This is a genomic window from Allobosea sp. WAO (genome assembly GCF_001509835.1).
Taxonomy (GTDB): Bacteria; Pseudomonadota; Alphaproteobacteria; order Rhizobiales; family Beijerinckiaceae; genus Allobosea.
The window spans coordinates 1-24010 of sequence record NZ_JXTJ01000003.1 but is presented as its reverse complement, the minus strand read 5'-3'; the positions used below and the strand labels follow the sequence as shown (position 1 = coordinate 24010).

General features: G+C 67.7%; 18 protein-coding genes and 1 tRNA gene. 9 read left to right on the top strand and 10 right to left on the bottom strand.

Annotated features, from left to right (window positions below):
* Nucleotides 1–109 precede the first annotated feature (109 nt).
* The 3 genes from DK26_RS01745 to DK26_RS01735 all read left to right on the top strand — a co-directional run bounded on the left by DK26_RS01745 (nt 110) and on the right by DK26_RS01735 (nt 5516).
* Complete coding sequence (locus tag DK26_RS01745) at nt 110–2470, top strand: EAL domain-containing protein (RefSeq protein ID WP_066467725.1); 2361 nt, start codon at nt 110–112, stop codon at nt 2468–2470.
* 120 nt (nt 2471–2590) lie between these two features.
* Nucleotides 2591–4051 carry an FAD-dependent oxidoreductase gene (locus DK26_RS01740; RefSeq protein ID WP_157089465.1) on the top strand — a complete coding sequence of 487 codons (1461 nt, stop codon included), beginning with the start codon at nt 2591–2593 and terminating at the stop codon, nt 4049–4051.
* Between the two features lie 10 nt (nt 4052–4061).
* The gene (locus DK26_RS01735) at nt 4062–5516 is read left to right on the top strand and encodes a HAMP domain-containing sensor histidine kinase (RefSeq protein ID WP_066467720.1); all 1455 of its coding nucleotides are present in this window, start codon (nt 4062–4064) and stop codon (nt 5514–5516) included.
* Between the two features lie 48 nt (nt 5517–5564).
* Here DK26_RS01735 and DK26_RS01730 read toward each other — a convergent pair whose 3' ends face one another.
* Nucleotides 5565–6191: a helix-turn-helix transcriptional regulator gene (locus tag DK26_RS01730; RefSeq protein ID WP_066467719.1), complete on the bottom strand. Its 627-nt coding sequence runs from the start codon at nt 6189–6191 to the stop codon at nt 5565–5567.
* Between the two features lie 272 nt (nt 6192–6463).
* Here DK26_RS01730 and DK26_RS01725 point away from each other — a divergent pair, with 272 nt between their 5' ends.
* Both DK26_RS01725 and DK26_RS01720 read left to right on the top strand, forming a co-directional pair.
* Nucleotides 6464–6805 carry a DUF952 domain-containing protein gene (locus DK26_RS01725; protein WP_066468703.1) on the top strand — a complete coding sequence of 114 codons (342 nt, stop codon included), beginning with the start codon at nt 6464–6466 and terminating at the stop codon, nt 6803–6805.
* Entirely contained in the window at nt 6802–7890 is a 1089-nt protein-coding gene (locus DK26_RS01720; protein ID WP_066467718.1) for a quinone-dependent dihydroorotate dehydrogenase, read from the top strand. The genes DK26_RS01725 and DK26_RS01720 overlap by 4 nt, the downstream gene beginning before the upstream one ends.
* Nucleotides 7891–7939: 49 nt before the next feature.
* On the opposite strand, the gene DK26_RS01715 is transcribed toward DK26_RS01720, so the two are convergent.
* The 4 genes from DK26_RS01715 to DK26_RS01700 form a co-directional block, all read right to left on the bottom strand.
* Nucleotides 7940–8248, bottom strand: a complete 309-nt coding sequence (locus DK26_RS01715; protein ID WP_248309845.1) for a DUF6460 domain-containing protein — start codon at nt 8246–8248, stop codon at nt 7940–7942.
* An 80-nt stretch (nt 8249–8328) separates the two neighbouring features.
* Nucleotides 8329–9006 carry a response regulator transcription factor gene (locus DK26_RS01710; RefSeq protein WP_066467715.1) on the bottom strand — a complete coding sequence of 226 codons (678 nt, stop codon included), beginning with the start codon at nt 9004–9006 and terminating at the stop codon, nt 8329–8331.
* A gap of 143 nt (nt 9007–9149) precedes the next feature.
* The gene (locus DK26_RS01705; protein ID WP_066467714.1) at nt 9150–10787 is read right to left on the bottom strand and encodes a cisplatin damage response ATP-dependent DNA ligase; all 1638 of its coding nucleotides are present in this window, start codon (nt 10785–10787) and stop codon (nt 9150–9152) included.
* Nucleotides 10784–11839 (bottom strand): ligase-associated DNA damage response exonuclease, encoded by a 1056-nt coding sequence (locus DK26_RS01700; RefSeq protein ID WP_066467713.1) that lies wholly within the window; start codon nt 11837–11839, stop codon nt 10784–10786. Before DK26_RS01700 ends, DK26_RS01705 begins: the two co-directional genes overlap by 4 nt.
* A gap of 60 nt (nt 11840–11899) precedes the next feature.
* Between DK26_RS01700 and DK26_RS01695 the strand changes: the two genes are divergently transcribed.
* The 4 genes from DK26_RS01695 (at nt 11900) to DK26_RS01680 (ending at nt 16416) form a co-directional block, all read left to right on the top strand.
* Nucleotides 11900–12835 carry a methyltransferase domain-containing protein gene (locus tag DK26_RS01695; protein WP_248309844.1) on the top strand — a complete coding sequence of 312 codons (936 nt, stop codon included), beginning with the start codon at nt 11900–11902 and terminating at the stop codon, nt 12833–12835.
* A 105-nt stretch (nt 12836–12940) separates the two neighbouring features.
* The gene (locus DK26_RS01690; protein ID WP_066467711.1) at nt 12941–15430 is read left to right on the top strand and encodes a ligase-associated DNA damage response DEXH box helicase; all 2490 of its coding nucleotides are present in this window, start codon (nt 12941–12943) and stop codon (nt 15428–15430) included.
* The gene (gene pdeM / locus DK26_RS01685) at nt 15427–16137 is read left to right on the top strand and encodes a ligase-associated DNA damage response endonuclease PdeM (protein ID WP_248309843.1); all 711 of its coding nucleotides are present in this window, start codon (nt 15427–15429) and stop codon (nt 16135–16137) included. Before DK26_RS01690 ends, pdeM begins: the two co-directional genes overlap by 4 nt.
* Before the next feature lie 204 nt (nt 16138–16341).
* Nucleotides 16342–16416 (top strand) — tRNA-Thr (locus DK26_RS01680).
* 155 nt (nt 16417–16571) lie between these two features.
* Here the strand turns inward: DK26_RS01680 and DK26_RS01675 are convergent.
* From DK26_RS01675 to DK26_RS01655, 5 genes are all read right to left on the bottom strand, one after another.
* The gene (locus DK26_RS01675) at nt 16572–18707 is read right to left on the bottom strand and encodes an HlyD family efflux transporter periplasmic adaptor subunit (RefSeq protein WP_066467709.1); all 2136 of its coding nucleotides are present in this window, start codon (nt 18705–18707) and stop codon (nt 16572–16574) included.
* Between the two features lie 2 nt (nt 18708–18709).
* Entirely contained in the window at nt 18710–20038 is a 1329-nt protein-coding gene (locus DK26_RS01670; RefSeq protein WP_066467707.1) for an HlyD family efflux transporter periplasmic adaptor subunit, read from the bottom strand.
* Entirely contained in the window at nt 20035–20841 is an 807-nt protein-coding gene (locus DK26_RS01665) for an efflux RND transporter periplasmic adaptor subunit (protein ID WP_066467704.1), read from the bottom strand. Before DK26_RS01665 ends, DK26_RS01670 begins: the two co-directional genes overlap by 4 nt.
* Nucleotides 20842–22395 (bottom strand): TolC family protein, encoded by a 1554-nt coding sequence (locus DK26_RS01660; protein WP_066467702.1) that lies wholly within the window; start codon nt 22393–22395, stop codon nt 20842–20844.
* 43 nt (nt 22396–22438) lie between these two features.
* Nucleotides 22439–24010, bottom strand: a 1572-nt coding sequence (locus DK26_RS01655; protein ID WP_198162260.1) for a VCBS domain-containing protein, incomplete at its 5' end; no start/stop codon positions are given.

Here is a 24010-nt window from a genome sequence, read left to right as displayed (position 1 = left end):
TAGCGTAAATCTCACGGAACTTTTACCTTTCTGACCTAAAGCGGTTTAAGAACGAGGCGAACGACCAAGCTGTCGCTGCCTCCCCGTGGCCGTCGAAGGGCAGGAGTTTATGGCGGAAGCGCCGAACCGGCAGCGCGCGATGGATGTGCGCGGCGAGATGACGGAGCCGCCGGCCATCGCATATGGCAGCGCGGGCGAGGTCGATCTCGCCGATTATCGGCTGCTGGTTTCGTCCCTGTTCTCCTCGCCGGGCTCGATCATCCCGGGCGGCATCGCCGGCATCCTGACGCCCTATCTCTGCTGGCTCTCGACCGGCGCTCAGATCTTCATGACGCTGACGCTGTCGGTCGCGCTGGTGGTCGTGCTGCGCATCCTGACCGTGATCCGCTACCGCAGGCTCGATCATTCGGAGGATACCTACGAGGAAACGCGGCGCTGGGATCGCGAGTACTTCGCCGGCGCGACCGTCTTCAGCGCCGTGCTCGGTTACAGCTGCTATGTCGCGCTCGCGCACACCGACGATGCGGCGGCCCACATCACCTCGGTCGCTTCCACGATCGCACTTGCCTCCGGCTACGTCGCGCGCAATGCCGGCCGGCCGAAGTTCGTCGCTGTCCAGCTCCTCACCTTCTGCGTGCCGATGGCGGTGGGCCTGATCCAGGCCCACAACCCGTATTATCACTATATCGGCTATTTCGCCTTTCTTTATGTGGCGGCGAACATCGCGATCACCAACTCGCTGCATCGCAATCTCTTGGCGCTGAGCGACGCCACCAAACAATCCAAGGCGCTGGCCACGGCCCTGCATTCGCAGAACCTGACCCTCGATGCCGCACTGAACACCATGATCCACGGGCTCGCGATGTTCGATCGCAAGCTCGAGCTCGCCGTGTCCAACGCTCCGCATGCCGCGCTCTATGGCATGCCGGAGACGCTGACCCTGCCGGGCACGCCGATCACCGCCATCGCCCGCTTCCTGGTCGAGCGTCAGATCGCGAGCGCCGAGCAGGTCCGCGCGATCAAGACCGCGCTCGACCGGGTGCAGGCGACGCAGCAGGCCGCCATCTACGAGTTCCAGTCGCGCAACGGCCGCATGCTGGTGGTCACCATCGCGCCGGCAGCCGAGGGCGGTGTGCTAATGCTGACCGAGGACGCGACCGAGCGGAAGGCGACGGAGGCGCTGATCGAGCAGATGGCGCGCTTCGACGAGCTCACCGGGCTCGCCAATCGCTTCGAGTTCAACGGCCAGCTCGCCGAGGCGTTCAAGAAGCAGGAGCGCACGGGTCAGGCATTCGCGCTGCTGTATATCGACCTCGACGGCTTCAAGCAGGTCAACGACAATCTCGGCCACGACATCGGCGACAAGGTCCTGGTCCAGACCGCGGCACGGCTGAAGAGCGCCATCCGGCAGAGCGACATGCTGGCGCGTTTCGGCGGCGACGAGTTCGTGCTCATTCTGCCGGCTGCCGATGTCGATACGGTCAGGGTCATCGCGCAGCGGATGATCGAGGCCATGGGCCGCGCCTTCGTGCTCGATACCAAGACCGTCTACGTCACCGCCAGCATCGGCATCGCGCTCGCACCCGTGGATGGCGCCAACCCCGCCGATCTGCTGCGCCACGCCGATACCGCGCTCTACAAGGCCAAAGCAGCGGGCCGCAACACCGCGACATTCTTCGACCCGCTGATGGCCGAGGAGATGCTCGACCGTCACGAGATCGAGGTCGACCTGCGCCAGGCCAGCGCCGAAGGCACGCTCCAGCTCTACTACCAGCCGATCATCGACCTGCGCACGCAGCAGGTCGTGACCCGCGAAGCCCTGATGCGCTGGTCGCATCCGACACGCGGCATGGTTCCGCCCAACGTCTTCATCCCGATCGCCGAGCAGTCCGGCCTGATCGCGGCAATGGGCGACTGGGCGATCGCCCAGGCCTGCATCGACGCGGCGAAATGGCCCGACGGGGTTGGCGTCTCGGTCAACGTCTCGCCCTTGCAGTTCCGCGAGCCGCTGCGCCTGGTGCAGACCGTCAAGGACGCCCTGCTCGCGGCCGGCCTCGCGCCGGGCAGGCTGACGCTGGAAGTCACCGAATCGCTGCTGATCGAGGACAACAAGGCTACGCTCGAGCTGATCAACGAATTGCGCACGATCGGGATCAAGTTCGCGCTCGACGATTTCGGGACCGGCTATTCATCGCTGGCCTATCTTTCGACCTACCCGTTCTCGCAGGTGAAGATCGACCAGAGCTTCAGCCGCAACGTCAACGCCGACGAAGCCTCGAAGGCGATCATCGAAGCGGTCTGCCAGCTTGCCCGCCGTCTTTCGATGAATGTCGTGGTCGAGGGCATCGAGACCGAGGCGCAGCGCATGGCGGTGCAGTTGCTCGGGGCGCAGCGGGCGCAGGGCTATCTGTTCGGCAAGCCCGAGCCGGTCTCCGACTTCGTCAAAAGCGACTCTCGCAAGCGAGCCTGAACTCGTCCGGGTCTGCCGCCCGCGTTGCTCGATTCCTGCCCTTCACGACGATGCGGCCTTGATTCCGCGGTTCCGGCAACGCATCAGCAAAGCTAGGGAAACGAGTCCGGAGACGCGGCGTTGACCGAGACCGCCAAAGCATTGGCCAGCCCCGGGCCAATGACGCCAGATATCTGCGTCGTCGGCTCCGGCCCCGGCGCACTCACGGTCGCGACCACCGCAGCGCTGTTCGGCGTCTCCGTCGTACTGGTCGAGACCGCCCGCGGCTCCGACCGGTCAGGCGCCAGCTCCACCCCGTCCGCCGCATTCTCCGCCGCAGCAGAGCGGGTCCAGACCATCCGCGAGGCCCGGCGCTTCGGAATTTCCACGGGTGAGCCGCAGGTCGACGCAGCGCAGCTGCGCAGCCATGCCGGCCAGATCGCTGCCGCGCTTGCGGCCAACGGCTCGGCGGAGCGCCTCGCGGCTCTCGGCATCGTCCTGCTGAAGAGCGACGCGCATTTTCTCAACCGCCACACGCTCGCGGCCGGCGAGCACCGGATCAGGGCCAGGCGCTTCGTCGTCGCGGTCGGTGCGCAGCCGACCTTGCCGCCGATCCCCGGCCTTGCCGAGTTGCCCTGCCTCACCGGCGCGGCGCTCGCGGCCTTGCCGCGCAGGCCCGAGCGGCTGCTCGTCCTCGGCGGCGAACCGAACGGCATCGAACTGGCGCAGGCGATGCGCCGACTTGGCAGCGAGGTCGTCCTCGTCCTGCCAGACGGGCTGCTGCCGCAGGAGGACCCGGAGGCGACCGATCTCGTTCGGCGCGCCCTGCTGCGGGACGGTGTCGAATTACATGAAGGCAGCGCCGTCCTGCGGGCGGGGGCTTCCCGGCATCGACTGCGCCTCGTGCTCGCCTCAAGCGACGGCGGTGACGGCATCACGATCGAGGGCACGCACCTGCTTGTCGCTACCGGCCGGGCGCCGGCGCTCACGGAACTCGATCTCGACCTTGCAGGCGTAAGCAGCGACGCGGGCGCGATCCCGGTCGACCGCGGCCTGCGGACCGCGAACCGCCGCATCTTCGCGATCGGCGATTGCGCCAGCATCGCCGGAGCGCCACCCTCGGCCCATGCCGCCGAGCACCATGCGGCGCTGGTCGTGCGCAATGCGCTGTTTCGCCTGCCGATCAACGCCACAGGCCAGGCGATCCCCCGGCTGACCCTCTGCCAGCCTGAAGTGGCGAGCCTCGGCGTGTCCGAGGCCGAGGCTCGCGAGCAGGGGGCGATCGGTGTGCTACGCTGGCCCTATGCCGAGAACGAGCGGGCCCAGGCCGAACGCCACAGCGAAGGGCTCATCAAGCTCATCACCGACAAGAGGGGCCGGATTCTCGGCGTCACCATCGTCGGTGCTCAGGCGGGCGAACTGATCGGGCTCTGGTGCCTCGCGGTGCAGCAGCGCCTCGCCGTCAAGGACGTGGCCGGGTTGGTCCTGCCCTCGCCCACCCTATCGGAGATTTCCAAGCGCGCCGCCCTTTCCGTTCATGCGCCGCTCGCCTCCAAGCCCGGCATTCGCCGACTGATCGGCTTCCTGCGGCGCTTCGGATAGACTGCGCTTCATGCCGGAGAGAGATTTCGATCCCAACAGCCTGTCGATAAGCCAGCCGCGTAGCCTGACGCGCCTTGGCCTGTCGGCAAAGCTGCTGATTCTGACGACGCTCTTCGTCATGCTGGCGGAGGTGCTGATCTACCTGCCCTCGATCGCAAATTACAGGCGCAACTGGCTGAACGACCGTCTGGCGGCGGCGCAGATAGCCGTGCTGGTGCTCGAGGGCGCACCGAACGACAATTTGCCGGAGGGCAGCGAGGAGCGCCTGCTCACCGGCGTCGGCGCCCGCGCGATCGCGGCACGCGTCGGCGGGGCGCGCCGCCTGCTCAGCCTCGACGCGATGCCGCCCGAGGTGGCGCAGACGGTCGACCTGCGCAATCTCGGTCGGATGGCCTCTATCGCGGAAGCGGTCTCGCTGCTGCTGCGGCCTGCCCATAAGCTACCGATCCGCGTGGTCGGGCAGGCGGTCGGCGCCGCCGACTTCGTCGAGATGGTGATCGACGAGGCACCGCTTCGGCAGGCGATGCTGAAATTCTCCTGGAACCTGCTGCTGATCTCGCTGCTGATCTCTGCACTCAGCGCCGGGATGATCTATTTTGCGCTGAACTGGCTGATCGTGACGCCGATCCGGCGTCTCGCCGCCAATGTCATGGAATTCGAGAACGATCCGGAAAACCCCTATCGGATCATCACGCCGACGGACCGGGTCGACGAGGTCGGCGAGGCAGAGCGGGCGCTGGCACGCATGCAGGCGACGCTCGCCAGCGATTTGCGCGCAAAGAAGCACCTTGCCGAACTCGGGCTCGCGGTCAGCAAGATCAACCACGACCTGCGCAACATGCTGGCGGCGGCGCAGCTCATGTCCGACCGGCTGACCGAAACCCGCGACACCAAGATCCGCAGCTTCGCCCCCCGCCTGATCGCGACGCTGGACCGGGCGATCGAGTTCTGCCAGGCGACGCTGGCCTATGGCCGCGCCGCGGAGGCGACGCCGCGCCTGCGCGAGGTGGTTTTGCGCCAACTCGTCGCCGAGCAGGCGGAATTGCTCGGGCTGAGCGAGAGCGGCGCCGTCGGCTTCGCCAACCGGCTGCCGACCAGCCTCGTTGCCAACGTCGATCCCGACCAGATGGCGCGCGTGCTCTCCAACCTGATGCGCAACGCAATCCGGGCACTGGACGACGGCGCCGAGCAGGACGGCCGGGCGCCGATGCTGACGATCAGCGGCGGCCTCGAAGGCAACGAGCTGGTGCTGCGCGTCGCCGACAACGGCCCGGGGGTTCCGGCACGCGCGCGCCAGAACCTGTTCCAGGCCTTTCGCGGCTCGGTGACCCCCGGCGGTACCGGGCTCGGCCTCGCCATTGCCGCCGAGCTCGTCCGCCTGCATGGCGGCATGATCCATCTCGAACCGTCCGAGCTCGGCGCCGTGTTCAAGGTGACGTTGCCCGGGCACAATGCCCGAGCCTGAGCCCCGCTTCGTTAGGCCGGCAGAAGCAGGCTTCTCGGCAGGCCTCGCCTACTGGCTCGCCCAGATCACCCGCGCCATGAAGGCGATCTCGGACAGCGCCAGCACCCGGTCGGGATGCTCGGGATTGAGCGAAGCCAGCTCGACAGTCTTGGCGGTCTGGCGCCTGAGTTGCTTGGCCAGGACCTCGCCATCGACGGTCTTGACCACGACCCGGTCGCCACGCCGAACCGCAGCCGCTGGCGAGACGATGATGGTGTCGCCGTCGCGATAGAGCGGCAGCATCGAGTCCCCGGCGATCTCCAGCGCATAGGCCTTCTCGTCCGGAACGCCTGGAAAGGCGACCTCGTCCCAGCCGGAGCCGACCGGGAAGCCGCCATCGTCGAAGAAGCCGCCGGAGCCGGCCTGGGCGAAGCCTATCAGTGGGATCGTATGAACCGGCGCCGCGCCCTGCCGCACCGCATTCATGAACTGGTCGAAGCTGGCGCCGGTGGCGGCGAGGATCTTGGCGATCGATTCGGTCGAGGGCCAGCGCTCGCGTCCGTCGGAACCGATTCGCTTTGAGCGGTTGAAGGTCGTGGCATCGAGCCCGGCCTTGCGGGCAAGGCCCGACGGGGTGAGGCCATAGCGCTGGGCGAGCGCATCGATGGCGCTCCAGATTTGGTCATGGGACAGCATCGAGGAGGCCTCTTTCCTGACGGTGCCGACGGGCTAGTGGGGGTTTGAATAGGAAATATCCCCTATCGCGTAAGACTGCAATCCAAATCCTGCAGATTTATCGATCTCGGAGCCGGTTTCGGTACCGGACGAAAAGACTCGAGAGCAGCAGGGTGAGCCTCGGGAAATCGATGCCGCCCGATATTGCCGAACATGTTTTTGCGCTCAGGCTCGGTTTGGGCTTTTGCCGCACCGGCTCTGGCGATATGCCGTCAGCCATGCCTTCCGACCCCATGCCGCTGATCTACAAGATCTGCCCCGAGAGCCTCTGGCGTGAAGCCGAGAACGCCGGTGTTTTCGCCGGCGCCCCCGTCGACCTCGCCGACGGCTATATCCACTTTTCGACGGGCGCCCAGGCGCGCGAGACCGCCGCCAGGCACTTCGCCGGTCAAGGCGGTCTGCTGCTGATCGCCGTCGACCCGGCGAAGCTCGGCGGCGCCCTGCGCTACGAGCCGTCGCGTGGCGGGGCGCTGTTCCCGCATCTCTACGGGTCCCTCGATCCTGGCCAAGTCCGCTGGATCGCCCCGCTGTCGCTCGGGCCTGAAGGTCATCGTTTTCCGGAGGACGTCTTGTGATCGGCAAATTGTTCGGCCTCGCCCGGCCGCTGATCCACAAGCTCGACGCGGAGTCGGCGCACCGGCTCACCATCGCGGCGCTCGCCGCCGCCCCGCCGCTGCGGCCGGCGAGCGATGATCCTGCGCTCGCGGTCGAGGCCTTCGGCCTGCGCTTTTCAAATCCGGTCGGGCTGGCGGCGGGCTTCGACAAGCATGCCGAGGCGATCGACGGGGCGCTCGGTCTCGGCTTCGGCTTCGTCGAGATCGGCGGCGTGACGCCGCTGCCGCAGCCGGGCAATGCCCGACCGCGCGTCTTCCGCCTGCCGGAGGACGAGGCCGTGATCAACCGCTACGGCCTCAACAGCGAGGGCATGGAGGCGGTGGCGGCGCGGCTGGCGGCCCGCCGACGCCGTGGCGGGCTGGTCGGCGTCAATCTCGGCGCCAACAAGGATTCGGCCGATCGCAGCGCCGATTACGCGATCCTGACTCGCCGCCTGGCGCCGCTGGCGGATTTCCTGACCGTCAACGTCTCCTCGCCGAATACGCCCGGCCTGCGCGACCTGCAGGCGGAGAATGCGCTCGACGATCTGATCGCCCGCGTGCTGGCGGCGCGCGACGAGGCTTCCGCCGGCGGACGGCCGACACCGATCCTGCTCAAGATCGCGCCCGACCTCAGCCTGCCGGAACTCGACGGTATGGTCGGCGTGGCGTTGAAGCGCGGCATCGACGGCATGGTCGTCTCCAACACCACGGTGGCGCGGCCGGCGAGCCTGCGCGGCGCGGCGAAGGCCGAGACCGGCGGCCTCTCGGGCAAGCCGCTGTTCGAGCCCTCGACCCGGCTCCTCGCCCAGACCTTCCTGCGCGTCGAGGAACGTTTCCCGCTGGTCGGCGTCGGCGGCATCGATTCGGCCCGGACGGCCTTCGCCAAGATCCGCGCCGGCGCGGCGCTGGTGCAGTTCTATTCGGCGCTGGTGTTCAAGGGGCCGGGGCTGATCGGCGAGATCAAGCAGGGCCTCGCCAGCGAGGTGCGCAAGGCGGGCCTGCCGCGCCTCGACGCGCTGGTCGGCCGCGATGCGGCGGCGATCGCCCGCGGCGAGACCATCTGAGGGTAGAACAGCGTGGCCGGCGCATTGCCGGCCAGCCGACAGTTGCAAACTACCGCTTCGAAGCGAAGAGCCGGCTGATCAGCCAGAGCGGCACGACGATCAGCGCGCCGGCGATGGCCCAGCCGCCGACCTCGCGCACCGCGCCGAAGCCGAGATTGCCGAGCGAGCGCACGAAGCGCAGGGCGCTCTCATAGAGCCCCGTCGGCGACAGGCCGAGAAAGGCCATCGCCGCGCCGACCAGGAGCGAGATGAACAGCAGGCGCACGAGGACGCTGAGAACGGAGCCGCCGAGAAAGCGCTCGATGCCGCCATTGGCCATGCCGTAGTCCCCTTGCAAAGTGACGCCGAGACCAGCCATTCGTGGCTTGAACCAAGCCTGAACAGCGCCTCGCCTGCCTCAGCAGGTAACGCCAGCGCGTCAGCCCGGCAAGCGCCGTCTCAGCTCGTCGCGGAAGCGCCGGCGGCAGCCCAGCCGGCCCCGGCGATCTTCGCCGCCGCGATCACCGCCTGGGTGCGGCTGTCGACGTCGAGCTTGGTCAGGATCGCCGAGACATGCGCCTTGACCGTCGCCTCGGAGACGCCGAGCTCATAGGCGATCTGCTTGTTGAGCAGCCCTTCCGACAGCATCATCAGGACACGCACCTGCTGTGGCGTCAGTGTCGCCAGGCGCCGCACCATGTCGGCGGTCTCATGGTCGACCGGTGCGGACAGATCGACGCCGGGCGGAGTCCAGACCCCGCCATCGAGCACGGCGCGGATCGCCTCGCCCATCTGCGCGACCTCGGCGGTCTTCGGCAGGAAGCCGAGCGCCCCGAACTCGATGCAGCGGCGGATCACCGCCGGGTCGTCATTGGCCGAGACGACGATCACCGGGATCTCCGGATGAGCCGCGCGCAGGAAGAGCAGGCCAGAGAAGCCCTGCACGCCCGGCATCGTCAGGTCGAGCAGGATCAGGTCGAGATCGGCGGCCTCTGCCAGCGCCTGGCCCAAAGCCTCGAGCGAGCCGACCTCGCTGACCTCGGCCCCCGCCAGCGCATGCGAAACCGCCTGGCGCAAGGCGCCACGGAACAGCGGGTGATCGTCCGCGATCACGATCCGTGTCGGATGCCCCGTCATAGCCATCTCCAGCGCCGCCCCCCGGCTCGGGCACATGCGCGCCCGCTAAAATTTCAAGCGCCCAGGCTCCGGCGCTGTCAATGCCCAAGTGTCGGAGAATGTCGCGATCCGGCCTCTTTCAGCCTGCCGCGCCTCGCATTTTTTCAGTTCGCGGCCGGCAGCAGCGCCTCCAGCGCCTCGATCCGGTCGGCCTCGCCCGGCGGCTTGTCCCAGCGGATGCGGCTGATCCGGGGAAAGCGCATGGCGATGCCGGATTTGTGCCGCGTCGAACGCTGCAGGCCCTCGAACGCGACTTCGAAGACGAGGCCGCTCGAGGGCGTATGCGTCACCTCGCGCACCGGACCGAAGCGGTTTTCAGTGTTCTTGCGGACATAGCGGTCGATCTCGATCAGCTCCTCATCGGTGAAGCCGAAATAGGCCTTTCCGACAGGAACGAGCTCGTCCATGCCTGTGTCTCCGACGCGCCAGACGCCGAAAGTATAGTCGGAATAGAAGGAGGAGCGCTTGCCGTGGCCGCGCTGGGCATACATCAGCACGCAGTCGACAAGCCGGGCATCGCGCTTCCATTTGTACCAATAGCCCTTCGGCCTACCCGGCAGATATGACGAATCAAGCCGCTTGAGCATGCAGCCCTCGACCGCTTCCGCATCGCCCCCGGCTCCGGCTGATGCGGGATCGGCGCGGGCGGCGGCGAGTTCCTTCCAATGCGCGAAGGGAATCTGCGGCGAGAGATCGAAGCGGGAGTCGTCGAGCCTGCCGAGGAAGGCTTCGAGCCGGACGCGGCGCTCCACATAGCTCAGCTCGCGCAGATCCTCGGCACCATCGGCGAGAAGGTCATAGGCGCGGATATGGGCTGGGAATTCGGCCAGCATCTTCGCCGTCACCGCCTTGCGGTTGAGCCGCTGCTGCAGGGTGTTGAAGCTCTGGACGGCGCCCTCGCGCATCACCAGCAATTCGCCGTCGAGCGCCCCGTCCTGCGTCAGCGCCTCGGTGAGATCCGGAAAGGCGGCGCCGATATCCTCGCCGGTACGCGAATAGAGCCGGACGGTGCGGCTGCCATCCGCGCGCGTGCCGGCGACCGCCTGGACGCGGATGCCATCCCATTTCCATTCGGCCGCGAACTCACTGGCGTCTAGCTTCTCGAAATCGCCGTCCTCGATCGCATGCGAGAGCATCACCGGGCGGAACGGCGCCGGATCGGTCGCTTCGGGACGCGGCCCCCTGCCCTCGAGCCAGGCGAAGAGCGCGGCATAGGGCGGCTCGAGCCCGTGCCAGACCTGCTCGACCTCGTCGGGCGCGACACCGCCGAGGCTCGCGGCAGCGGTCTTGGCGAGGCGGGCGGAGACGCCGATACGCAGGGCCCCGGTGATCAATTTGAGCAGGGCCCAGCGGCCGGTTTCGTCAAGCGCGTCGAGCCAGGAGGCGATCAGGCGCGGCAGCTCGGTCTTGCCGGAATTGCGCAGCCCGGCGACGACGTCGGGCAGATGCGGCACGTCGTTGGCGCCGTGCCGGGCCGGCCACATCAGCGCGACCGTCTCCGAGAGGTCGCCGACATAGTCATAGGAGAGCGCGAACAGCACCGGGTCGGTACGCTCGGCGATCAAGGCGCGGATCAGGCCGGGCTTCGCGTTCTGGAACACCAGCCCGCCGGTCATCGCCGCGAGTGCATAGCCACGATCGGGATCAGGCGTGGTGCGCAGATAGTCGGCTATCAGCGCGAGCTTGCCGTTGCGGCGCGGCTCATAGGCGAGGCGGTCGAGCAGCCAGGCGAAACGGTTCATGGAGCAGCCTCCGCCGAACCGGCTTCCGCGGGCTTCCCCTCGGCTTCAGCCTCGCCCTCGTCGCCATAGCCGACGAGATGCAGCGGCATGCCCTTGAGGCCGACCGTGCCGCACCAATGCGCCAGCGCCTCGGCCTCGCCATGGGTGATCCAGATCTCGCCGGCCTGCACTTCCCGGATCGTTGCCTGAAGATCGTCCCAGTCGGCATGGTCCGAGATGATCAACGGCAATTCGACGCCCTTCTGGCGGGCGCGGGCCCTGACCCGCATCCAGCCCGAGGCGAAGGCGGTGACAGGGTCCGGAAAGCGGCGCGACCAGAGGTCCTGGATCGCGCTCGGCGGGCAGATGACGACTTCCCCCGCGAGCGCCTTGCGTTCGCCGGGCTCGACCTTGCGGATCTCCCCCAGCGGGATGCCCTCGGCCTGGTAGAGCTCGGTGATCTTCTCGACTGCGCCATGGATGAAAAGCGGCCGCTCGTAACCTGCCTCACGCATCAGCGCCATCAGCCGCTGCGCCTTCCCAAGCGAATAGGCCCCGACGATATGCGTGCGCTCGGGAAAGAGCCTGACGGAATCGAGCAGCTTGGCGGTCTCGGCACTCGCCGGCGGATGGCGGAACACCGGCAGGCCGAAAGTCGCCTCGGTGATGAAGACGTCGCAGGGAACCGGCTCGAAGGGCGCGCAGGTCGGGTCGCGCTCGCGCTTGTAGTCGCCGGAGACGACGATACGCAGGCCCTTGTGCTCGGCCACGATCTGGGCCGAGCCGAGGACGTGGCCGGCCGGGACGAAGCGAAACTCCACCGCGCCAATGCGAACGGTTTCGCCGGGCGCCGCCACCTGCTGTGTGCCCGCAAAGGCCTCGCCATAGCGCAACGCCATAATCGCCAGCGTCTCACGCGTCGCGAGGACCGCGCCATGGCCAGCGCGGGCATGGTCGGAATGGCCATGGGTGATCAGCGCCCGCGCCACCGGACGAACGGGGTCGATATGGATATCGGCCGGCGGGCAGTAGAGCCCGGCCGGGGTCGGCGTCAGCAGATCGGAAGGCTTCATCGTCTGGCCAGTGTTATGCACCTTCGTTAAACCCGCAGCATGATCGAAAAGGGCAGCAGCGTGTATTCCGCCAGTTCCGGCGATAAGCGTCTCGACCGCCGCTATGCCTGGGCCGAGGAGGCCTTGAAGGGTGGCGATCCGCAGGCGGCGATCGACATCCTCGATCAAACGCTCGCCGAGAACTACGGTTTCACCGCTGCCTGGCATCTCTATGGGCTGGCTCAGGAGGCGCTCGGGCACAATGAGGAGGCCGCGACCGCCTGGCGGCAATACCTCGACCTCGACCCGAGCGACCGTGTTGGCGCCAGGCTCGACCTCGCCCGCATCGGCGCGCTCGCCGCCGAGCAGGCGACCTCGGAGAGTTTTTCAGGCGCGCTGTTCGACGGTTATGCCGAGCGCTTCGACAGCCACCTCGTCGGCAGCTTGCAATACCAGGGCCCGGCGTTGCTGAAGCAGGCGCTGGCGCGCCATTGCGCACAGGCCAGCCGGCCCTTCCAGTTCGGAACCGCCCTCGACCTCGGCTGCGGCACCGGCCTGATGGGCGAGGCCATCCGCGCCGAGGCGGGGTTCCTCGCCGGCTGCGACCTCTCGCCCCGAATGATCGCCAAAGCGCAGGCCAAGAGGTGCGCAGATGGCAGCCCGCTCTACGACAAGCTCGCCACTGTGGACCTGACCGCCTTCCTGGCGAGCCGGCCCGACGCATCGGCCGACCTCGTCGTCTCCACCGACGTCTTCATCTATGTCGGAGACCTTGCTCCGAGCTTCCATCAGAGCGCGCGCGTGCTCAAAACGGGCGGCCTCCTTGCCTTCACGGTGCAGAGCCATCAGGGCGCTGGCATCATTGTGGGCCGGGATCGTCGTTTCGCCCATGCCGAAGGCTGGATCAGGGAAGCGCTCAGCCTGGCGCGACTGCGACCCATGCTGGTCGAGTCGCAGAGCGTCCGCATGGACCGTGGCGAACCGGTGCCGGGGCTGATCGTCGTCGCGGAGCACTGAGCCCGGCGTCATCACGAGCTTCTCTGGTCGTCGCTACGCGTCGCCCTGGAATGACGCGAACCCACCGTTCCCATTTCGTTCGGCAGGGCCTATCTCTGTCGGCGCATGGACGCGGTCGCCTCTCCCCTTCCCCCTGCTTTCGCCGCCTGGTTCGCCAGTCGCAGCTGGAACGTGCGGCCGCATCAGCTCGCGCTGCTGGAAGAGGCCCGGGGCGGACGCTCGACCCTGCTGGTCGCGCCGACCGGCGCCGGCAAGACGCTGGCCGGTTTCCTGCCCTCGCTGGTCGAATTGACGGAACGCGGCGGGGAGCGCGACGGGCTGCACACGCTCTATGTTTCACCGCTGAAGGCGCTGGCTGTCGACATCGCCCGCAATCTCGAGACGCCGATCCGCGAGATGGGGCTTCCGGTGAAGGTCGAGACCCGCACCGGTGACACCTCCCCCGCCAAGCGCGCCCGCCAGATCGAACGGCCGCCAGACATCCTGCTGACGACGCCCGAGCAGCTTGCGCTCCTGGTCTCGCATCGCGACGCGAAGCCTTTCTTCGCATCCTTACGCCGGGTTGTGCTCGACGAGTTGCACGCGCTCGTCACCTCAAAGCGCGGCGACCTGCTCTCGCTCGATCTCGCCCGCCTGCGCGGCCTCGCGCCAAAGATGAGCGCGGTCGGCTTGTCGGCCACGGTGCGCGAGCCGGCCGATCTGCAGGCCTATCTCGGCGGCGCCGGAACGCCGTCCGGCCTCGTCACCGTCAAGGGCGGCGCGAAGGCGCAGATCGGCATCATGGCGACCAGCCGGCGGCTGCCGCTGGCAGGGCACATCACCGCTCATGCCGTCGACGACATCTATGCCGCGATCCAGGCGCACAAGCTGACGCTGGTCTTCGTCAACACACGCATGCAGGCCGAGTTCATGTTCCAGGCGCTGTGGAGCGTGAACGAGGAGACGCTGCCGATCGCCTTGCATCACGGCTCGCTCGATGTCGGCCAGCGCCGTAAGGTCGAGGCGGCGATGGCGGCGGGCAAGCTCAAGGCCGTGGTCTGCACCGCGACACTCGATCTCGGCATCGACTGGGGCGATGTCGACCTCGTCATCAATGTCGGGGCGCCCAAGGGCGCGAGCCGGCTGATGCAGCGCATCGGCCGCTCCAACCACCGCATGGACGAGCCCTCACAGGCGTTTCTCGTGCCGTCGAACCGGTTCGAGCTACTCGAATGCCGCGCCGCGCTCGATGCGGTGACGGAGGCGGCGCAGGATACCCCGCCACCGCGTATCGGGGCGCTCGACGTGCTCGCCCAGCATGTGCTGGGGGTCGCCTGCTCCGACGGCTTCGAGCCCGACGTGCTCTACCAGGAAGTCCTGACCGCCTCGCCCTATGCCGATCTTACCCGCGCCGATTTCGACGCCGTCGTCGATTTCGTCGCGACCGGCGGCTATGCGCTGAAGAGCTATGAGCGCTTCGCCAAATTGCGCCGGGGCAAGGATGGGCTCTACCGGGCGAGCAATGCCCAGACCATCCAGCAATACCGGATGAATGTCGGCACCATCGTCGAATCGACGATGCTCAAGGTCCGGCTCGGGCGCTCGCGCCCGGCTCGCCCCGGCGGCCAGCAGATGCTCTCGCGCGGCGGACGCGTCCTCGGTGAACTCGAAGAGTATTTCGCGGAGACGATGACGCCGGGCGACACCTTCATCTTCGCCGGCGAGGTGCTGCGCTTCGAGGGCATCAATGAGAACGAGGTGGTCTGCTCGCGCACCGCCGCCGGCACCGATCCAAAAATTCCGTCCTATAACGGCGGCAAGTTCCCGCTCTCGACCTTTCTCGCCGCGCGCGTCCGCTCCATCCTCGCCACGCCGAAGGAATGGGCGAAGCTGCCGGACGAAGTCTCGTCCTGGCTGCATGCACAGCGCCTGAAATCGCGCCTGCCGAAGCCGGGCGAATTGTTGGTCGAGACCTTTCCGCGTGCCGGGCGCTTCTTCCTCGTCGCCTACCCGTTCGAGGGCCGCCTCGCCCACCAAACGCTCGGCATGCTGCTGACGCGGCGGCTGGAGCGCGCGCGGCTCAGGCCGCTCGGCTTCGTCTGCAACGACTACGGCATCGCGGTCTGGACGCTCGGTGACATGGGCGCTGCCATTGCGCGCGGCGCGCTCTCGCTCGACGAGCTCTTCGCGCAGGACATGCTCGGCGACGATCTCGAGGAATGGCTGGCCGAATCGGCGCTGATGAAGCGCACATTCCGCTCCTGCGCCGTGATCGGCGGCTTGATCGAGCGGCGTTTCCCCGGCCAGGAGAAGAGCGGGCGGCAGGTCACGATCTCGACCGACCTCGTTTATGATGTGCTGCGCCGGCACCAGCCCGACCATGTCCTGCTGCGCGCCGCACGCGCCGATGCCGCGACCGGCTTGCTCGATATCGGCCGTCTCGGTCAGATGCTGACACGGATCAGCGGGCGAATCGTGCATCAGCCGCTCGATCACGTCTCGCCGCTCTCGGTTTCGGTGATGCTCGAGATCGGCCGCGAGGCGGTGAGTGGCGAAGCGGCCGACGAGATCCTGGCCGAGGCGGAAGCGCAGATGCTCGAAGAGGCGATGGCGTGAACCTGGCGACGAAAGAGATGACGGGCGTTGCGGCCGAAGCCTTCATTCTCGGCCGGCTCGCCGTCGTGCCCGACCTTTCCGGCGCGCTCTATCTGCCGGACGAGCGCACCCTCGTCGTCGCCGACCTGCATCTGGAAAAAGGCTCGGCCTATGCCGCCCGCGGCGTTTTGCTGCCGCCCTATGATTCGGCCGCGACGCTCGCCCTACTGGGTGCGGCGATTGCGCGCTACCAGCCCGCGCGCGTGATCGCGCTCGGCGACAGCTTCCATGATCGCGGCGCCGAAGCGCGGATCGACGAGCGCTGTCTTGCGACGCTGCGGGCCCTCCAGGCCGGCCGCGACTGGCTCTGGATCAGCGGCAACCACGACCCCCAGATCTCGGCGGCGATGGGCGGAGCGGTGCTGGACGAGCTCGAAATCTCCGGCGTCACGCTGCGGCACGAGCCCAGCCTTGCCGCGGCGATGCCGGAGATCGCCGGGCATCTGCACCCCGCCGCCAAGGTCCGGATGCGCGGCCGGGCGCTGCGCCGGCGCTGCTTTGCGCTGTCGCCAACGCGCTGCGTGATGCCGGCCATGGGCGCCTATGCCGGCGGCCTCAATGTCCGCGACGCGGCCTTCCGGCCGCTGTTCGGCCTGAGGCTTTCCGCCCATATCCTCGGCGATGGCCGGCTGTTCCGCATCGACCAGCGCCTGCTCCTGCCCGATTGAAGGCGTCGGGCGGTGCGGCCTGATTGCGATCTGTGGACAAAAATCACGCCGCGCCGGCGAGATTCCACAGCCCATCAATTTCGGGCACAGAGATATGCGCGGAACAGGTTGCGTCGGGGCGGGGCTTGTGGCATCAGGACGCCGCTTCGGAACGACGCGGCGCCGGCAAGCCCTTCAAGGGCCAGGCGCAGACGGCACGATCCTGCTGCGGTAGCTCAGTGGTAGAGCACTCCATTGGTAATGGAGAGGTCGAGAGTTCAATCCTCTCTCGCAGCACCAGCCCATCCCCTTAGATCTGGCTGATACTCTTGACGGAAAAGGGCTTCTGTCCATTCTGACGTTACAAAACCTGTAACAGATCAGACGGACATTGATACCTAGGAAGGTCCGTCAGTATCTGCTCAACCGCGACTGCCGATTCTTCGCCAGCTTGGTCAGCCGAGCGCCCCTTCCCGATAAAATATCCTCAGCGCGAAATTGACGATCAGCCTGTAGAGGCGGACTGGCTTCGCCTCGACGACCACGGTTCCGACGATGGTCTGCCGCACCTGCGGATAGGACAGGGGCTCGATCGCGACGCGATAGACCGGGACTTCCGGAACGGCCTGCCGGTTCTCATCCTGGCGCACGGCGATGTGGCCACCATGAAGCGAAGCCAGTTCGCGATCCGGCAATGCCCGCACCGCCGTCTCGTCGATCGCGGCGACGCGGACGCCGATGCTGGCCTGCGACAGATCCGCCGGGATGAAGCTGCCACCGGCTCCGGGCGCGAGCCGGCTAAGATCGGCTTCCTCGACATAGGCGTCGATCCTGACGGCGGAGGCATCGACGAGATAGGCCACCGCCTCACCGGCCTTGAACCATTCACCGTTCCCGAGCGGTTCGGCGAGTTCCGCAACGATGCCGGCGAAGGAGGCCCTGACCACCAGGCGCGCGCTCTCCTGCTCAAGGGCCGCGACCTCGGAGCGTGCGGCCGCGAGCCGTTCCACCAGGACCGAAGCGCGCGCCGGATCGCCCGCTCCGGTCGCCATCGCCTGCATCTGGGCGGCGAGGCTCGTCACGTTTCGCCCGGCCTGGGCGAGCTTGAAGGCGAGGTCCGGCGATTCGAAGCTGACGATGGCCTGCCCTGCGGCGACGCTGTCGCCGACGCCGGCATGAACGGTCTTCACCCGCGCGGCAACGGGGAGATAGAGCTGGGTGCGCTCCCGCGCGGCCATGATCGCTGGCAGATGCAACGAGGTTCGCCACGGAACGAACAGGCCGGCGATCAAGGCGGCAAGCACTGTTAGGGTCACCAGGCTGCGCCGGTTCAAGCCGTCTTTCCGCAGCCGCTGGCTCCACTCCCGCAGCTCGCGCGTGACCGGCTTCAGGATGAAGAACCAGATCTCGATGGCGAAGAGCGCAAGGCCGAGCGCCTTGAAGAACATGTGATAGACGAGCAGTGCGATCCCGAGGAACAGGAAGAAGCGGTAGATCCAGGTCGCGACAGCCCAGGAGACGAGGAAGAGGCGGGTGCGCTCCGGCCAGTATTCGGGTGGCTCCTCGTCGAACGCGAACAGCAGCTGCCGGATGCGGTGCCGCGTCAGGGCGAAGGCACGCTCCTGCAGATTGGGAATCTCGACGATGTCGGAGAGCAGATAATAGCCGTCGAAGCGCATGAAGGGCGAGACGTTGACCAGGACGGTCAGGATCCAGGTGCTGGTCGCCCACAGATAGACCGCGCTGCGCAAGACGCCATCCGGCAGGAAATTCCACAGCAGCAGCGCATAGAGCGCGAGGTAGAGCTCGGCTGCGATGCCGGCGCTGCCAATGGCGAGCCGATGCCGGCGCTCGCGCAGGCGCCAGGCGGCGCTGGTGTCGGTGTAGAGCACCGGGGCCATGACGAGGAAGGCGACACCCATCGTCGGAACGCGGCAGCCATAGCGGACAGCGGTGAGCCCGTGCCCGATTTCGTGCAGTGCCTTGGCGGCGAACAGCGCCAGCCCCGCCACGACCATGCCTTCCAGCGAGAAGAACCATGGCAGCGCGGAGACGAAACTGTCCCATTGCCGCGTGACCAGGAAGAGGCCGGTCAGCCCCGCGAGCAGGCTCACGAGGAAGAATGCCCTGCCATAGACCCAGGGCACGGCGGCCAGCAGCGCCTTGAGCATCGGCTCCGGCCGCAGCAGCGGCACCCGCACGAAGAGGTAGCTGTGCAGGAGCACGCTCAGCCAGTCCTTCCGACCGGCCCGCCGGCGCGCGACGAGCTGGCCGGTGTCCTCCGGGGTGGACCGGCGCAGCAGCTCGGCCTGGTCCAGGAAGGACGATACCCTCTCGACATCCTCGGGCTCGATCGTCAGGGTGGTATCAGCATTGACGCTGCGCACGATCTCCTGCGGGCGGCGCAGGCGCCAGCGGCAGAGGATCTCGAACTCGACCCAGCTGATCCTGAAGAAGCGGTTGCGTGTGGGGTCGCAGAGCGTCCAGCTCGGCGCGCCGCCGCGCAGAACGGGGCCGGGTTCGAGCATGATCTCGTCGCGTAGCGGCGGCAGCGCGGCATCCGCGGACAAGGCCCCGGCGGCGGTCGCCATGGCTAGAGCCCGACCCATTGCCGCAGTGCCGCGAAGGGGCGGCGGAACAGGGCATAGGCCAGCGGCACGGGCTCGCCGTAGATCCTGGCGGTTCCCTTGAGGCCGATCCGCGGCTGCTCCTCGCCGGTCAGGCGTGCCTTGAGGCGATAGGCCAGCACGCCGTCCGTGCCCTGGACTGCCTGATAGGAGGACTGGCTGAGGACAGCATCGAGTGGCCGCTCCGGCGCGATGTTGAGGAACAGGCGCACCGGCGCTTCGTCGTCGAGCCGGATGGCATCGGCGACGGAGAGCCTCGCCTGCACCTCGACTTTCGCCGGGTCGGCGACGACCAGTACCCTCTCGCCGATCGCGACCGGCCGCCCAAGCCATTCATTGGGATCGTCGAGCACGGCGACGCCGCTGCGCGGTGCCCGCACCTCGATCCGCGCCAGCTGTTCGCGCAGATAGGCGATCTCGGCGCGCTGCTGATCGAACTTGCCCTGCAGCATGGGCAGCGTCGAGCGCACCTTCTGGTCGACGACGGCGAGCTGCCTTGCCTGCCGCAATTCGAGCTCGATCGCCTGCAAGGCGCCATTTGCGACGTCGAGCTGATTGTTCAGGCGGCGATCGTCGAGGTTGAACAGCACGTCACCTTCGGCAACGGGCTGGTTGGGTTTGACCAGAATCCGGTCGATCACCCCTTCCAGAGGCGCGCGGATGACCGCCGGCTCGCGTGGCACGATCTCGGCCGGCGCCAGCGCCGTCTGCCGCACCGGCAGGAAGGCTGCGAGCAAAGCGAGCGCCGCAGCGCCCGCCACGATCAGCCGTTTCCGGCGGGTGGCCAGGTTGAGCGAGCGTGCCGTGAGGCCGCGGGGGCGTTGCGCTGCCAGGGCATGGCCGTAGGCATCGACGAGGAAACCGAGCAATTGTCGATCGCCCTCGGCAAGGTCGGTCTCTCGTCCGAGGACGAGAACATCCGCCCCGTGCCCCAGTGGCAGCCAGACCAGATAGGGCGGCAGCCATTCCGGCCAGTCCTGCGTGAAGGCCTCCGGCACATCCTGGACGGTGAGGGTGCGCGGCCCGGACGCGTTCGAGCGTGCGATCGTGCCGAACAGTCTTTCGAGCCAGGCGACCATTGGCGCGTTGCGCTCGACCGTCGCGATCCCGGACATGGCCAGGATCCGCTCTTGCGGCGCCCCACTCCAAAGGAAGGCCTGTCGATAGGGCACAAGCCCGTAGGTCTCGTTCGCGATCAGGAAGGCGAGCTCGTCGCCTTTGGCCGCCCGCGCCCTCCGCTCGAGCTGCAGCAGCAGCGAGAGCCGCAGCAGCGGCTGGGACGACTGGCTGTTCATGGCGCGCGGGCGGGCGCCGCCAGGCGGGCGGCGCCGCTCATTCCGGCGACCAGTTCGGGACGGTCGCCCGCAATCCTGCCGTAGAGCTTCACCGTCTGGCTCACCGGGTCGATGCGCGGCACGATGCGCGTCACCTCGGCAGGATAGTCGCGCTGCAGCTCTTCGATCCGCGTCGTGAACGTGGTTCCGACCGTCAGCCACGAAATCCAGCGCGACGGCACGAGCAGCTCGATCTCGAGTTCGCGCTCGTTGAGGATATCGGCCAGCGGTTCGCCGCTCGCGACATACTGATAGCGTTTCACCCGCAACTCGGCGATGCGGCCGCTGAACGGGGCATGCACGGTGCAGCGGCTGACGTCTTTGGCCGCCATTTGCTGCTCGGCCTTGGCGGCATCGAACTCGCTTCCCGCGAGATCGACGTCGATGCGCCCCACCGCCTTGCGCTGATCGAGCAGGCGGATCGCCTCCAGCTTGCGTTCGGCGCCGCTCACTTTCGCGTCGGCGAGCTGGAGCCGGGCCCGATAGGAATCGCAGTCGAGCGAAGCGATCTCCTGCCCCTTCTCGAAGGCTTCACCCTCCCGGAAAGGCAGCTCACTGATCTTGCCGGCGATCTCGCTCGACAGAATGGTCGCATGGCGCGGGGTGATCTGCACCCGGACTTCGACGGCGGACTCGGCCGCGGCCGGCAGCACCGGCGTCAGGCCTGACAGCAGCGCGGCCGCGACGACATTGGCCGGGAAGCGCACCGCCCGCCCAGCCCTGGCCCGCGCGGGCCCGTCACGATCCGGTCGCGGCGAGGCCATTTAGTGTGCGTTGGCGGCGATCGTGCCCGGCTTTGCCGGCTGCTCGACCTCATCGATGCGCGGAACCGCGATGCGGCCGGCCCGCCATTCCTCATTGCGACGATTGATCTGCGCCGTCAGCTCGCCGAGATCGCGGCCAAAGGCTTCGGCCGGAACCGGGTCGAGGCCGAGGCTGACATTGATCGCGGCATGGGCGTTCTGCAGATCGGCATAGGCGCGGTGGCGGCGCAGCTCGGTCAGCGCCGAGGCGGCCTTCTCGCGGATCGCATCGAGCTCGGAGGTCGTCTGGGCCTCCTGACCGTCGCGCGAGAGCTGGGCAATGCGCCTGTTGATGGTCGAGATGGAATTGAGCCGCTCATAGCTCTTCCGCGCGATCTGGTATTGCTGGGCCGAGACCTGGACCTGCGCCAGGACCGCCATCGTCGTCGCCAGCCGCCGGGTTTCGGAGATTTCCGACTGGACCTCGTTGAGCTGGCTGATCTTGGGATAGTTGGTCACGATGCGGAGCAGGTTCGCGGCCACGCGCACTCCGCCTTCCTGCCAGTTGTTGAAGAGCAGGTAGCTGTTGCTGTCGTAATTCAGCGAGCCGAGCAGGGTGACCCCCGGAACGAGGCGTAGCAGGGCGCGATGGCCTTCGTTGCGGACGATGCGGGCGTTGTAACCCTCTTCGCGCAGCTCCGAGCGGTTGACGAGGGCGACCCGCTCCATCTGCTCGACCGACAGGCCGAACCGGCCGAGGCCGGGAAGCGTGGAAGGAACCGCGAGCTTGTAGGGCGCGCCGGGACGCAGGCCCATCAGCTGCGCGAGCTGAGTCTTGGCGATGGCGAGCTGGTCGTCGACGGCCTCCAGCTCCTGGATGAGTTCGAGCAGGTCGCGCTGGTAGCGCAGGGCCTGCTCCGGCTTCTGCTCGCGCTCGGCTTCCATCTGGCGCGAGGCGTTCTGGGCCCGCCGGGCCTCGGCAAGGACCGCGCGCAGCTGCGGCCGGACGCGTTCGGCGGCTACCGCGACCCAGTAGGCGTTGCGAACCTGCTGGAAGACGTTGTTGACGACCCGGCGCCGCTGCTCGTCGGCGATGTTGACCCGGTCAGCCTGCTGCTTGGCCTGGAGGTAGCTCAGGCCGAAATCGATGACGTTCCAGGACAAGGTCAGGTCGGCGAAGACCCGGTCGCGATCGACGGAGGTCGTCTCGAAATTCGACGGCAGCACGGTGCCGTTGCGATAGCTCGCGCTCGAGCTGACGAGGTGCTTGTCGCGCCCCGCATAGCCGGCGTTCGCCGTCAGGTTCGGCAGCATGTCGAGCTTCGTCAGGTCGAGCTGCTCACGCTGCAGGGCCGAATTGAACATCTGCAGGCGCGTGTCGAGATTGTAGCTGATCGCGCGGGCCTGAGCCTCCGCCAACGTCACCGGGCGGGAAGGCAGCGGGCTGTTCGCGCCGATGGCGCTGAGGTCGAGGGCAGCTCGCTTTTCGTTGTCGGCCTGAGTGAACGGTTCGGGCTGAGCGATACAGGCCGAGAGCCCGGCGGACAGGAGAAGGGTGGGAAGAATCAGGCGCATCGGGACTCTGGCAAAAATTGTGTTCGGAAGCGGGAGGACGGTGTCAGCTTCTCGGCGGGCGCTCGGGGGTCAGCGCTTCGAGAAGCCGCGCCGCCTCGATCATCTGGCCGGCGAGCCCGGAATTGATCAAAGACTGCGTCAGCGACCGGCTTGGCCGCTGCCCCTCACCAGAGAGCGCCGCGTTGCCGGCGGAGATGGCTTCCGCCGCTGTCGGTGCAGATGAGCGGGCCTGCTTGTCCGGGGCCTGTTCGGACGGAGCCTCTTGCTCTGGCTCCTGTCGCACCGGCTGGTCGCGTCGCGTCTCGCCGTCGGAGCCGGGTTCAGGCAGCTCGCCTCCCGCTGGGAGCAGATTGGGCAGGTCGATGGCGGGAACCGCCGCACGCAACTCGCGGACAGCCTCGTCGATATCGCGCAGGATCCGGAACGAGACCGAGGATTCGGCGTAGTTGCCGTTGCTGTCACGTGCAGTCACACGCACGAGATAGAGCCCCGGCGGGACATCGCGGGTCGGCCGCGCCGTTACCAGCTGCAGCGACGGATCGAAGCTGATCCAGGAAGGAAGCGGCTGGTCGATGCCCAGCGCCGCTTCATAGTGCAAGGTGCCCGGGGTCGAGGTGCCCCCCATCCGGAACAGGACCTGCTGCGACACCACCTGCCCGAAGGTGAGGTAGCGATCGTAGGGGCGCCCTTCGAGATAGGAGTTCGCCCCGAGTTCGACAAAACCGGCTCCCGGAAGTCGGCCCGGCAGCATCCCGGCACCGGCGTCCCGATCCGGCAGGATGGGCGCGGGGGGCTCGTTGCGTCCGGTAATCGTGATCGTCAGCGTCGCGGTCGACACGTCGCCGTCAGCGTCCGTGATCCGATAGGTGAACACCTCCGTCAGGGTCTCGCCGTCGCGCAGCCCGCTGACCGCGGCATTGTCGTTGTCGAGCGCGTAGCTGTAGCTGCCATCGGCGTTCAGCGTCAGCGCGCCGTAGGCTCCGGAGAGCGCGCTGCCGACCGCGCCGGTGGTCGCACCGAAGCCGACTTCGGTCACCGTTGCGCCATCTGCGCCGACGCGGTCCGCGCCTGCGCCGGTCGTGATGACGTTGCCCGCGACGGAGGGGGTATCCTCCTCGATGGTCGCGACATCGTTGCGCGCCTGCGGAGCGTCGTCGGCGATCGCGATCGTCAGGCTACCTGTCGCCGTGCCGCCGCCGGCATCGCCGATCGCCAGCGCGAACACGTCGCTGACAGCACCACCGCGATGGTCCTGTGCGGTGGTGAGCGTGTAACTGTAGCTCAGCTCGCCGGAGACCGGTACGCCACCGACCGTCGTGCCCGGCGTGAAGCCGTTGATCGTCAGAACGCCCTTCGGCGTGGTCACCGTGATCGGCGTCGTGCCCAGCGCCTGAAGCTCGGCGAGCGTGATCACCCGCCCGCCGACCGTCACGGTCGAAAGACCGTCCGGTGCCGCCACCGTCACCGCGCCGGTCGTCGTCTCGCTGGCGTCGCCGGTATCGCCGAGGCCGCGCTCGCTGACGCTGTTCTCGCCGCTCACCGCGCCGTTCATGTCTGCCGGGACGATCGTGGGTGCGCCGTCTGTTCGGCCGGTGATCGTGATCGTCAGCGTCGC

Bases quoted from the DNA above. Each gene is read 5' to 3' on its own strand.
- DK26_RS01725 (WP_066468703.1), top strand. From the start codon at position 6,464: ATGCCGCTGATCTACAAGATCTGCCCCGAGAGCCTCTGGCGTGAAGCC.
- DK26_RS01730 (WP_066467719.1), bottom strand. From the start codon at position 6,191: ATGCTGTCCCATGACCAAATCTGGAGCGCCATCGATGCGCTCGCCCAG.
- DK26_RS01710 (WP_066467715.1), bottom strand. From the start codon at position 9,006: ATGACGGGGCATCCGACACGGATCGTGATCGCGGACGATCACCCGCTG.
- DK26_RS01660 (WP_066467702.1), bottom strand. From the start codon at position 22,395: ATGCGCCTGATTCTTCCCACCCTTCTCCTGTCCGCCGGGCTCTCGGCC.
- DK26_RS01705 (WP_066467714.1), bottom strand. From the start codon at position 10,787: ATGAACCGTTTCGCCTGGCTGCTCGACCGCCTCGCCTATGAGCCGCGC.
- DK26_RS01745 (WP_066467725.1), top strand. From the start codon at position 110: ATGGCGGAAGCGCCGAACCGGCAGCGCGCGATGGATGTGCGCGGCGAG.
- DK26_RS01690 (WP_066467711.1), top strand. From the start codon at position 12,941: ATGGACGCGGTCGCCTCTCCCCTTCCCCCTGCTTTCGCCGCCTGGTTC.
- DK26_RS01665 (WP_066467704.1), bottom strand. From the start codon at position 20,841: ATGGCCTCGCCGCGACCGGATCGTGACGGGCCCGCGCGGGCCAGGGCT.
- DK26_RS01735 (WP_066467720.1), top strand. From the start codon at position 4,062: ATGCCGGAGAGAGATTTCGATCCCAACAGCCTGTCGATAAGCCAGCCG.
- DK26_RS01700 (WP_066467713.1), bottom strand. From the start codon at position 11,839: ATGAAGCCTTCCGATCTGCTGACGCCGACCCCGGCCGGGCTCTACTGC.
- DK26_RS01715 (WP_248309845.1), bottom strand. From the start codon at position 8,248: ATGGCTGGTCTCGGCGTCACTTTGCAAGGGGACTACGGCATGGCCAAT.
- DK26_RS01675 (WP_066467709.1), bottom strand. From the start codon at position 18,707: ATGGCGACCGCCGCCGGGGCCTTGTCCGCGGATGCCGCGCTGCCGCCG.
- DK26_RS01670 (WP_066467707.1), bottom strand. From the start codon at position 20,038: ATGAACAGCCAGTCGTCCCAGCCGCTGCTGCGGCTCTCGCTGCTGCTG.